The sequence below is a fragment of the Haoranjiania flava genome, from assembly GCF_025631005.1.
GTDB classification, from domain to species: Bacteria; Bacteroidota; Bacteroidia; order Chitinophagales; family Chitinophagaceae; genus Haoranjiania; species Haoranjiania flava.
In genome coordinates this window covers 1-11,897 of sequence record NZ_JAOTPL010000004.1, presented here as the reverse complement: position 1 = coordinate 11,897, position 11,897 = coordinate 1, and the positions used below count along the sequence as shown (strand labels likewise).

Sequence of the window (11,897 nt, the reverse complement as noted above, 5' to 3'; positions counted from 1 at the left end):
GATAATAATTTAATTATTGCAGTTGTCCCCATAACGTTAGCTCCTGTATATAAATATAATCCAGATATCCCCAGGTTTCCACTATATTGAAGCGCAGGTATCTTACGGGTGGTATGTCATTAGGAAAAATAAAATCTTCTCCTGTTGAAGTAGCATACAAGGCATCTTCATTGGTTACGGGACCTTCGCCAGAAGGTTTATAGGAGTTGCAATCCATAAGCTTCGTCCAGCCCTCCCAGGAGCCTTGGGGATCAGGCGCTGTTGTTCTGCCCCACACTTCCCATTTTTTAGGTGCTCCCAGCTGGTATGCCCATTGTGTTCCCGGACCTCTGTGCCACAGTTTGTAGCGACTAAGCAAAGTTATCCTTCCCATGTCGAAGGTGAAAGATTGAGGTATGCCGGAGCCGGGTTTTGTATGAAAAACGCCTATACCGCCATTGGGAGCAATACGGTCATCCCATATTTGAAACATCTGACCATTGGGAATATGTGGTTCATAAGTATCATTGGCCAGACGCACTTCTACGAACTTATCTTTGGGTATTTTTTCCTCGAAGACAGGTGTAACCGTTTGGGTTATGGTATCAGAAAGGTTACCGTAACGGTCTCTGACGACGGCTGCAAAAAGCCTTGGCTGCGCAGGAAACCCCCTTACCGAAACTCTTCCTTCTGTTGACTTTGTGTAATAGGTTTCTACCTCAGACAGCCTGCCTGAAGAATCCGGTGTAAGAATCATCACTGCCAGGCTTGCCGCACCCTTATTTTCAAATGTTAGGGTAGTACCGCCAAATGTTTCAGAAAACTTCACAGTATTGTAAGCTTCTAACAAGGGAGGTGTAGAGGGCTGTACTTTTACGCTTACAGGTTCGCTGTATTGCTCACCGAAACTTACCGAATAAAGTTTCACCTCGTATTCATTGGTTGATGGAAAGCCATCCACTACAATAAAGTTATTGTATTGTGAACCGATAACCTCTCTTTCCACTCCTTTTCTTATTTCATATACCGCTTTCACATAGCGGAGACTCTCGTCCTTGGGAAGTTTATAAGATATCTTTGCCGCTCCGGGTAAGGGTTCAACGGTTACCTGAGTTACCGGTGCGGGAGCCGTGTCGCTCACCAGTGGCTCTACATACTTTTCCTTTGAACAGGAAAAGAATAACACAGAGAGCAGTAGCACGTATAATATCACTAAATTTTTCATAGATTAATTATTTTATTAATTGTTCAGAGATTACCATCCTGGATTCTGTTCGGTATTCCTGTTGGCGAAGATTTCATTTTCGCGGACCGGCCACAGGTAGTCTTTGGTTGAGAAAGTAGGTTGAAAAAGGAATCTTTCACGGTAGTAGGCTTCCGCAGTTTTCTGGTCAATATCCCATCCGGTGATCGGTCTATTCAACTCATCTACTGCCTTCTTCCACCTTCTGAGGTCCCAGTAGCGCTGTCCTTCGAACATCATTTCAATGGTGCGTTCCCTGTGAATGATTTCCCTCAAACCCTCTTTCGTAGTGGGCTTCGAAGGATTCACAGAATGATTCGCCCATGACTCAACCACTCCTTTTAATCCTGCTCTTTCCCTGATCAGATCAAGGTATTTATATACTTCCTCCGAGGGACCTTCCGCCTCATTGAGCGCTTCTGCATAGAGTAAGTACAGGTTGCCCAGGCGCATTACCGGCCATGGGTATTGCTCTACCGTATAGCTGTTTTCCTGGATTACGTTTACATAATTCACATATTTCTTGGGCCAAATTCCGGTAGAGTTAAAGGTTTGGTTGGTAATGTTAGAAGCCGGATCGCCTCTTTTAGCAGATACAAACCAGGTGTTATTGTCATCAAATTTACCCTGGCCGTACCAGATGCCTCCATCGAAGCCAAGATCTGCGTAGTAACGCAGCTCTCTGTCGAAGTTGAGTCTAACGGTGGTATAACCTTCCTTAATAAGGTATTTATTTTCGGCATCTCCTACCCTTAATGCGAAGCGCTGGCCATAATCCCAGTTTTTATCTTCTTCGATAGGTACCCCGTTTTTTGAATAGAATAATGCTGCAATTTTAAGAGGCACTGCTGCGTTGCCAGGCGTTTTATTATTAGCCCTTTTGGCGGGGTCTAAACCGCGAGGTGTAGACTGAAGCTGGAGGTTGTTGGTCATGCTGTTGGAGTTTCCCCAGATAACTTCATAATTCCATCTCGCTGCGAGTGTATTGCGCACATTCATCTTTACCCTTGTTTGGGGAGTAACATTGTATTGTGGCGAGCTTTGGCTATAATAATATAATTTATTGCCTGCTTCTTCACATGCATCAATGGCTTCTTTGCACGCGTTTTTAGCGCGCACCCATTTTTCCGGATCAACCTTTTGGCTGAATAACTGCACACCTCGGTTATCTTTAAAATTGGAATAATCAGTATTACCATTAAACAATGGACTTGCAGCGGTTACAAGCACATATGCTTTTATGGACAGCGCAATTGGTCGTGTTATTCTGCCCAATTCCGTAGCTTCTGAAACAATTACTTTTGGCAGTTCTGCAGCTGCTTCATCCAGCAGTTGTACCACATAAGCAAATCCTTCATCAACGGGGTCGCGGTAAACTTTTACCTCTTCCAGTTTGGCTGTTATGGGTAGGTTTTGTTTAATAATCGGAACCGGCCCGTACATCCTCAGAAGGTAGAAGTGATAATATGCTTTTAAGAATTTCACCTCAGCTATCCAGCGGTTTTTTTCATATTGTTCCATATCGGGTACTCTGCCGATGTTTTCCAGAAAAATATTACAGTCGCGTATGCCCTGATACAAGTCTATGCCCCCGTTGTTGCCTTGCCAGAAGTTGAGGTATGGATTAACCACGTTCTGAAAACCACGGTGTATCTGAAATCCCTGAGTGGTGTAATAATCGTGCAGCCAGATTTCATCTCCTGCTGTCAATGCCGGGTTCATGCTCATGTTGCTGTGCTGGGGCATATAGCTGTAGCACGTGAAGAGAAATTTTTCGGCGGTTGTACGCATGTTGAATGCGTAGTCAATGGTAGCGATGTTATCCGGCACAATATCCAGATACTTGTTACAGGAGGCACTGCCCGCCGCTATTAATAAAAGGATGATGTATTTTTTCATTTGTGTATATTTTATTTGTTTTTCAGTTGCCACATCGAATAGCCTTTATTCATTAACAGTTGGTATGCAACTTTGATTATGGCTATTTCATTGTAATAGATTTTATTATAAGGAAAGAGTGATGCCTAAGTTATATACCTTCTGTATTGGGTATCTCAGACCATTGCCTGCCATTTCAATATCCCACAGTTTAAATTTGCTCCAAGTAAACAGGTTGGTAGCATTGGCATAAATACGTGCAGAGGAAATGCCTGCTCTTTGGGTTAACGATTTACGGAATGTATAGCCAAGCTCCACCTGCTTTAGTCTTAAAAAGGCGCCGTTGCGCATAAACCATGTGCTGGATTGTGTATTGTTGGCGATAGGGTAAGTGCTTAATCTGGGATAAAGGGCATACAGATCACGATTATCTTCTGACCAGTAACTATCTGCATAGGCTTTTAACAACTGGTTGGTAAGAACGGTATTGCTGAGTATGCCGTTATCGATTTCCTTCTGATACCTGAATGAAATAAAGGGTGCGGTTGCTTCCGGATCAATCCAGAATGATTCTCTTGCCAAACCCTGGAAGAAGGCTGAAACATCAAAACTTTTGAAACCGTAAGAGAAGCCAAAGCCATATACAATTTCAGGTTCTGTCGGATAACCGATCGGCACCATGTCGAGTTCCGTAATCCTACCATCGCCATTAATGTCTCTGAATCTGATGTCGCCGGCCGCATATTGTCCAAAACCCTGTACCGGAGAGTTGGCTACTTCGGCATCGTCTGCAAACAAGCTCTCTGCAATATATCCCCACCGCTGACTCATCGGATAGCCTACTCTTGACCTCCAGGGAGCATTGGGAAAATCATATTCTTCAAAAACTTTGTATTTGCTGGTTGCGTAGGTAAAATTGCCTCTTGCCTGTAGCCACATGTCTTTGTTAAAGTTGTGGTTAAAATCTAAGGAAATATCCATACCGTGCCCTAAGCCTTCTCCTACGTTAGCACGTGGGGTAACCCATAAACCCATAGATGCAGGTGTGGATGCACGTGGTTGAAGGATATTGTACCGGTATTCACGAAAATACTCCGCAATGATGTTCAGCTTGCGTAAGATGCCTATTTCCACGGCGAAGTTGGATTTAACGGAAGTTTCCCAGGTAATGTCAATGTCTGAATAGCGGGCAATAGAAATGCCAGAACGGCTGTAGGCAAGGTCTCTTCCGAAAGTAGCGCCCCTCACAGGATTATTCATGTTCACCAGCGACAAGTAGAGAAAGCGTTCATTTTCACTGCCAATAGCATCATTACCAACTAAACCGTATGTAGCTCTTAACCTCAGGTTATTAACCGTCTTTTTTATAGGCTCAAAAAACTTCTCATTAGATACACTCCACGCTAAACCCGCAGACGGGAAGAAACCCCAGCGATGAGTTTTATAGAAGCGCTCGGAGCCATTATAACCGAAGTTAAATTCTACATAATAACGGTTATCGTAACCGTATGTAGCTCTTCCTGCAAGACCAAGGTTCCTGAATGGAAGAGAGTTCTGCAGGTTACCTGCATTGGCGTTTAATGACTGGCGGAGAGTATAAACAGCCAGCCCGCTAATGCTGTGTTTTTTGTCGAACAGCCTGTTATATTCCAGTGCCCCCTCCAGATAAACCGTGGAATTGATCCTTTTTTCTCCTTCCTGGTAATCAAGATATTCGGTGCCTGCATCCGGATTGATAATATTTACATGATAACTGTTATTACGCCTGTCGTAACTGCCCAATGCATAATAAAAAGGATCATATTTACGCACTACGTCAAAAAAAGATATGCGGGTGGTGTTGAAACGTGCACGTCCTCTTAATCCCTGAGTTATAGCACTAAGGTCCTGCCGGATTTCAAGCTGAGCATTCATATTCGAACGGCTGTAATCTTTATAACCACGCACCATTTCTGCATATGGATTCAGATAATTGCCGACCCCATAGTTACCGAACATGGTATGCGTAACAAACGGATGATCATCATCCAGTGGATAATATGACGGAAAAAGCACCGGATTAGAGCGCATAACACGGGTATAAAAGTCTCCACCATCATGAATGGGTCCTGTGTAATCATCGAACACACCAGACAGGCGTACGATCATTTCAGTAGATTTAAACAGGTCAATGTTGATGTTGGAGCGCAGAGAATAAGTTTTCAGGTTGATATTGTTGTTAAAATTATTTTTGTTGTCCACTTTTAATACTCCGTTGTCCTGGTTAAAATTCCCGGCGATGAAGTACCTGGCAATATTACCGCCGCCGCTAACATTCAGGTTAAACCGTTGGTTGAAAGCATAGTCCTTGAACATTTGCTGCCTCCAGTCAGTAGCAGGAAAGATATAAGAGCCGGAACCGGGAACCGTATTCGCGATTTTTTCATCAGAATATAGAACTGGAGCGAGCGGATCACGTGTAAGAATGGCTTCATTATTCAGCTTCATGTATGTAACAGGGTCTGCCAGCTCTACATTCTTAGTAGGCATGGAAAAAGACCCTTCTGAGCGGAATGATATTTTCGCTTTACCTTCCCTGCCCTCTTTGGTGGTAACCATTATAACACCGTTGGCACCGCGCGCACCGTAAAGGGCTGTTGCCGTCGCGTCTTTCATGATAGAGAAGCTGGCAATGTCGTCAGGATTGAGTCTGGCAAGATCGGTTGTGGTTAGTTCAATATTATCAATTAAAATCAACGGATCTTTTTTATATCCGAAGGTGGTAACACCTCTTATAAAGAATTCCGCATTGTCTGCACCGGGTTCGCCGGTACGCTGGTAGGCAATTACCCCCGCCAGCCTGCCGGCAAGTGCTGTTGTAAGGTTACTGGAAGGCACTTTCAATTCTTCGGGCTGAATGGTGGTAACTGAACCAACTACTTCCCGTTTGCGCTGTGTGCCGTAAGCTACTACCACTATTTCTCCATCATCAAGAACCGGGTTAAGTACTACATTCCTTATGGCGGTGTCCCTGATAAAAACATACACAGGCTGATAACCGGAATAAGAGATGTTGACAGCTGCTGTATCAGGAACAGTTATAAAAAATTCTCCCAAACTATTGGTAAACGTTCCTCTATTGGTAGCCGGGTGCAAAACAGTAGCGCCGTTTAAAGGCTCCCCTAGTTCGTTAAAGACTTTGCCGCTTACAGTTGTGTCTCTTACTATCTGTGCATTAACGAGTGTAATGCAAAAAATAAATACAAGCAACATTACAGGCCGCCGGATCACAGAAAATGTCGGATTATCTTTTGTGTTCAACGCTCTGCTATTATTCCGGTCATTGAGGGAATGAGTCTTATTTGCCATGCTTCGTTTCATATGCGGTGAATATTTGTTTGTTATATTTATTTGAAACCTTTTAATTTTTTAAATTGAAAACTGAATTATTAGCCTTTGATTTATGTTAATTTTGAGAAAGAGATTACGTTTTTAACATTTATGTAAAGTTAGTATCCAAATAAAATGCTAACAAGTATTATATTTGCAAGTATTGCTATTATCTTTGCAAAAAAACTGTTTCAGCATGAAAATAATGCACGAACAACTCGAAATGCCTACAGGTACACCCCTGAAAATAAAGTGGTGCGACTATGACCATTTCAAATATCCATGGCACTTTCATGCTGAATATGAAATCGTGTATATTTTAAAAAGTATCGGTACACGTTTCGTAGGAAACAGTATAGAATCCTTTGGTCCGCAGGATCTTACTTTACTCGGCAGCTACTTACCGCACATGTATAGAAACGATGATATTTACTACCACAAAAATCCGAAGTTGCGTGTACATGCTGTAACCGTTCAGTTCTCACGCCACATGTTTGAAGATGCAATTAACAAGTATCCGGAATTTCTTAAAATAAAAACGCTTTTAGCAGACGCTAAATATGGTATCAATTTCACTGATAATGCTGAAAATAAAGAAATCAGGAAAAGGATATTATCTCTCGTAAATATGGATGGACTCTGCAGGCTCCTGGAATGTTTGAAAATATTATCGCTCATGTCATCATCCAATACAAAACGATTGTTAAGCGAAGACTTTACAGAAAATAATGAGCAGATAGATACAGAAGGCAACAGGTTGATGAATGTGCTGGCCTATTTAAACCGGGAGTATGTAAATGAAGTAAAACTCAGCTCCGTAGCACAGGTAGCGTGTATGAATGAAACCTCCTTCTGCAGGTTCTTTAAAAATAAAACCGGCAAGTCATTGATGGAATATCTTACAGAGCTCAGAGTAGGATGCGCCTGCAAATTATTGTTGAAAGGCAACCTGGCTATCTCGCAAATATGCTATGAATCAGGATTTAACAATATAGCCAATTTCAACAGGCATTTTAAAAAAATAACCGGCCTTTCTCCTAAAGAATATATCGCGAAATTTAAAAAAGAAGAAGAAAACAGCGCCAATATACTGATAGGCCAATAAATAAATCAGAATACCTTCCGTACTAAAATAATTAGTATTTTTGTTTCTGATTCTTTAAACATGGAATATGCCATAGTAGATATTGAAACAACAGGCGGATATGCTGCAGGAAGCGGTATAACCGAGATAGCCATTCTTATACACAATGGTGAAAGTATTGTAGGCAAATACGAAACGCTGATAAACCCGCAAAGACGTATCCCCCGCTATATAGAAGCATTGACGGGCATTTCAGACGAAATGGTTGAAGATGCGCCTGCATTTGAGGATGTAGCCGCTAAAATTTTCAACCTGCTTTCAGGAAGAATTTTTGTGGCTCACAATGTGAATTTCGATTATTCCTTCATAAAACATTTCCTTGAAAAAAGTGGTTATAATTACACTGCACCCAAACTGTGCACTGTACGCATGGCAAGAAAAATATTTCCCGGTATGTTGACCTACAGTTTGGGTAAATTATGCCATGCTTTGAATATCCCGGTTATCAACCGGCACCGTGCCGGTGGAGATGCAGAAGCTACTGCCGTACTTTTTTCAAAATTGCTGGAGGGAGATAAAGATGGCCATATAAGCATGATGCTTAAGAAAGGTTCTAAGGAACAACAATTGCCCCCTTACGTGGTCAAAGAAGATTTTGATAAACTGCCCTCTTCGCCTGGTATATATTATTTTAAAGACCGCAGGGGAAAAATTATATACATTGGCAAAGCAAAAAATCTCCGCAAAAGAGTTTTATCGCATTTTACGGGTACTAATCCCCAGGCACAGCGTCAACATTTTTTAAGATATATCCATCGAATAGATTTTGAAGTTTGCAGTACAGAGCTCATGGCGCTGATCCTGGAAGCCGTGGAAATACAACGCGTCTGGCCGCAGTACAATCGTGCCATCAAGCGCTTCGAGCCTAAGTACGGATTATTTCTTTATGAAGACCTCAACGGCTTTGCAAGGCTGGCAATCGGTAAATTCAACAAGAGCCACATTCCCGTACAAATATTTTCAAACCGGGTACAGGCATATAACAGGCTTCATTACCTGGTAAAAAAGTTTGGCCTTTGTTATGAATTGTGTTTTATGGGCAGCTGTGATAATTGCCGGGATGCAAAGTGTAAAAAGCATTCACAGGAATTGTACAATAAGGTGGTGATGCAGGCGGTAGCATCACTTACACACGAAGCGCCATCTTATTGTATCATTGAAAACGGCCGCAGCAATGATGAATACAGTTGTATACTCGTTGATAAAGGAATATTTTTCGGTATGGGTTATATTTCTGCACACAATGACAACGTATCCTTTGAAGATATAAAACAACAACTTAAAAACTACCCTTCCACTGATTACATCATGTGTTTGATAGATAAACACCGGGAAGGATGTGACAAAGCCCGCATCATACACAAACACGAACAACCGCTTTCAGCAGATAATGATTAAAGACCCTCCCAAGCTTGCAGCTCAAAAACATACAGGCGTAGTATCAGCAAATAGTAATTAGGTTTAATAAAAATTGTGAGGCTGCTTTTCGTGCAGCCTCTTGTTGTTGTCTATGTCTGGTTGTTTTAATCTTCTGATGAAATGCTGCCCCGGTCATCGCCGGAGATGCCTTTGCTCCTGCGCTTAAATATGGACGTGTCCATTCTTCCGAAGCGGTAGCTGAGGTTGAGCCTCACTACCTGCGGCTGCCTGTAACGGGTACTTGTTTGTGTCATAAACGGCGTTTCTGTGTAGGATCTGAACCTGGCAGTGCCGAAAAGGTCACTCACAGACATGGACGCTGTAAGCGTGTTGTTGTTCTTAAATTTAAAATCTTTCCTGATAGCAAGATCTGTATCAAACCTTGGAAGAATATACCCCTGTGCAGTGCCTGCATTGCCACCGCCCATAAAGCCTCTGCCACCGCCGCCTGAAACCGGTATCACACTTTTTGCCTGGTAATCGGCAGAAAGCTGAACGGTAAAGTTTTTAGGCAGTTTGAAATTGTTATTGATCTTGCCAAACCAGCTGAACCTCTCACTGGAAATAGAACTGCTGTTAAGCTTACTGTTGATCCGGGCATTGTAGAAATTCAGGTTCACAGTAAGCTCCCAAAACCTGGCGGGATTAAATTTATTGGTGAGCTCCAGGCCGTAAGTAAGGCTGCTAGAGGCATTCAGGTACGAAGTCACCGGGCTTGTGCTGATTGTAGTGTCCATGTACTGGTAATTGATGATCAGGTCATTGCCTTTCCTGAGGTATGCAGTTGCCAGGAAATTTCCCCTGTTTTTGTATGTTTTGTTATAAGACAATTCATAAGAGTCAGTAAACTCCGGTTTTAGCCCGGGATTACCCACCTGCACATTGTACGGGTCTGAAAGATCAGGAGTCGGCAACAACTGGAAGAAGTTTGGCCTCCTGATACGGCGGGAATAATTTAACTGCAGGTCCTGCGAGGAGGTGATAGTGTAAGTAAGATAGGCGCTTGGAAACAGGCTGATGGGATAATCAATCTGAAAAGTAGTGAGCGTATCTTTAGCGTTTCTTGTGTATGCATTGTTCTCTGCATTATATTTTGAACTTTCTGCACGCAGCCCGAGCTGGTATTTAAATTTATCGCCAATCTTTGAAGAAAAAGTAGCATAAGCAGCATACACCTGATCATTGAATTTATATCTGCTCGAGATAAGCGGCTGGAAAATATAGCTGTTGCCGCCGGTACCTGTAGAATCTACATATTGCAGGTTATCGTTTCCGAAACTTGAGAAATTAGCGCGAACGCCGCCTTCAATTTTAGCATTGGCGCTGAATGGGTTTTCATAATCAACCTGGAAGGTAGAAAATTTGTTGTAGCCCTTGCCATTGTTGTATTGCAGTACCTGGGGCCGGCGCAGGATCTTTCTGTCAGCATCGGAATACATGCCTGTATTGATATCCGATGAATTTGTAGAAGTAGCTTCGTTGTAGTTAGCATCGAAAGATATAAAATGGCTGGCGCTGTCAAAGTTATGACGGAAGCTGAATTGCCCGCCTACATTTGTAAACTCATGATTTGAGTTTGATTCAACCAAATTATAAGCATATGGGTTTTTACGGTACAATGAATCAATAAAGCGGCTGTTGCTGTTGTTGAACACACCGTTTACATAATTCCCTGAAAGCGTGATTGTATTCCTGTTGTCTATAAAATAATCTGTACCCAGGTTAAAGAACTTAAACTCACCTCCATTGACAGATTCACCTTTTTGAACCAGGCTGGTATCGTTGAGGTTGTTCCTTTCCAGTTCGTTCCTGCTGAGGCCGCTTCTTTTCCTGTACATGCCTCTGGCAAATACGTTGAATTTGCCCTGGCGCAGGTTGATGTCGCCACCCAAATTATAACTACCGCGTGTGTCTGCGCCAACCATTAAGCCACCGTTGTAGCCAATGCGTTTGTTCTTCTTAAGCACAATATTCAGTATGCCTGCCCCGCCGCCGGATGCATCAAACTTGGCACCGGGATTGGTTATCAGCTCTACTTTATCAATGATGTCTGCCGGTATCTGCTCCAGCGTAAGCGTCGTAGGCCTGCCGTCTACAAACACCTGCGGCGCCGCATTTCTTACGGTTACATTGCCATCAATATCCACATTTAAGGATGGTATTTGTTTCATTACCTCCTGTGCTGTCTGCCCGGCGGTAATTACATTGTCCTGCACATTGAATATTTTCCTGTCCACGCCCATTTCCATAAACTGCCTTGCATTGGAAGTAACCACCACATCCTGCAGGTTGGCTACATTCCTTGTCATGCGTATAGTCGCAAGATTTACATCAGCGTTCATAGGTAAAATCATTATTTCCTGAGAGTCGTAGGTATCGTAACCCACAGCGCTTATCTGTACCATCAGCCTTTGACCGGTAGGTAAATTTTCAAAAAAGAAATCTCCGTTGGCTTTGGTGATGGCTGAAGTGTGTAGCATTTGACGTTTAGCTCTGGTAGCAGAATCCGTCACGATCCTGAACACATGCACCGTTGCTGCATCAATACCTTTGTTAGTACTGTCTACGGCTCGTCCGAACACTTTACCAATGTTTTGAGACGGCCCAGCCATAGCGCCCGGCGGCCGGCCGGCGCCATGTGGCATCTGTGCATATGTATATAGACAAGAAAAAATAAATAATACGTTTAGAAATAGATATTTGCGCATAAAAATCAGTTGCCTTTTTTAGTTTGGTGCGGTGCCAAAGATAAAAGTTAGCACGGCTTTATGGCAATCGGCGCTTGGCAAATCGGTTAAACACCCGAAATATTAGGTAAACGACAATTAATTGACAACGGAGAATTGGCAATGGACAATGTAGTGC

General features: G+C 42.8%; 6 protein-coding genes. 2 read left to right on the top strand and 4 right to left on the bottom strand.

The features are described from left to right. Positions 1-13: 13 nt before the first annotated feature. From OD355_RS03910 to OD355_RS03900, 3 genes are all read right to left on the bottom strand, one after another. Positions 14-1,204 (bottom strand): DUF5000 domain-containing lipoprotein, encoded by a 1,191-nt coding sequence (locus OD355_RS03910; RefSeq protein WP_263037147.1) that lies wholly within the window; start codon positions 1,202-1,204, stop codon positions 14-16. A gap of 30 nt (positions 1,205-1,234) precedes the next feature. Further along, entirely contained in the window at positions 1,235-3,121 is a 1,887-nt protein-coding gene (locus OD355_RS03905) for a RagB/SusD family nutrient uptake outer membrane protein (protein WP_263037146.1), read from the bottom strand. A gap of 105 nt (positions 3,122-3,226) precedes the next feature. After that, positions 3,227-6,448: a SusC/RagA family TonB-linked outer membrane protein gene (locus tag OD355_RS03900; RefSeq protein WP_263037145.1), complete on the bottom strand. Its 3,222-nt coding sequence runs from the start codon at positions 6,446-6,448 to the stop codon at positions 3,227-3,229. A 217-nt stretch (positions 6,449-6,665) separates the two neighbouring features. Here OD355_RS03900 and OD355_RS03895 point away from each other — a divergent pair, with 217 nt between their 5' ends. Continuing rightward, positions 6,666-7,574, top strand: coding sequence for an AraC family transcriptional regulator (locus tag OD355_RS03895; RefSeq protein ID WP_263037144.1), 909 nt, complete (start codon positions 6,666-6,668; stop codon positions 7,572-7,574). A 60-nt stretch (positions 7,575-7,634) separates the two neighbouring features. After that, on the top strand, positions 7,635-9,011 hold the full coding sequence (locus tag OD355_RS03890; RefSeq protein ID WP_263037143.1) for an exonuclease domain-containing protein: 1,377 nt from the start codon (positions 7,635-7,637) through the stop codon (positions 9,009-9,011). Between the two features lie 125 nt (positions 9,012-9,136). Here the strand turns inward: OD355_RS03890 and OD355_RS03885 are convergent, their stop codons facing one another. Further along, positions 9,137-11,740 carry a TonB dependent receptor gene (locus tag OD355_RS03885; protein ID WP_263037142.1) on the bottom strand — a complete coding sequence of 868 codons (2,604 nt, stop codon included), beginning with the start codon at positions 11,738-11,740 and terminating at the stop codon, positions 9,137-9,139. Positions 11,741-11,897: the final 157 nt, after the last annotated feature.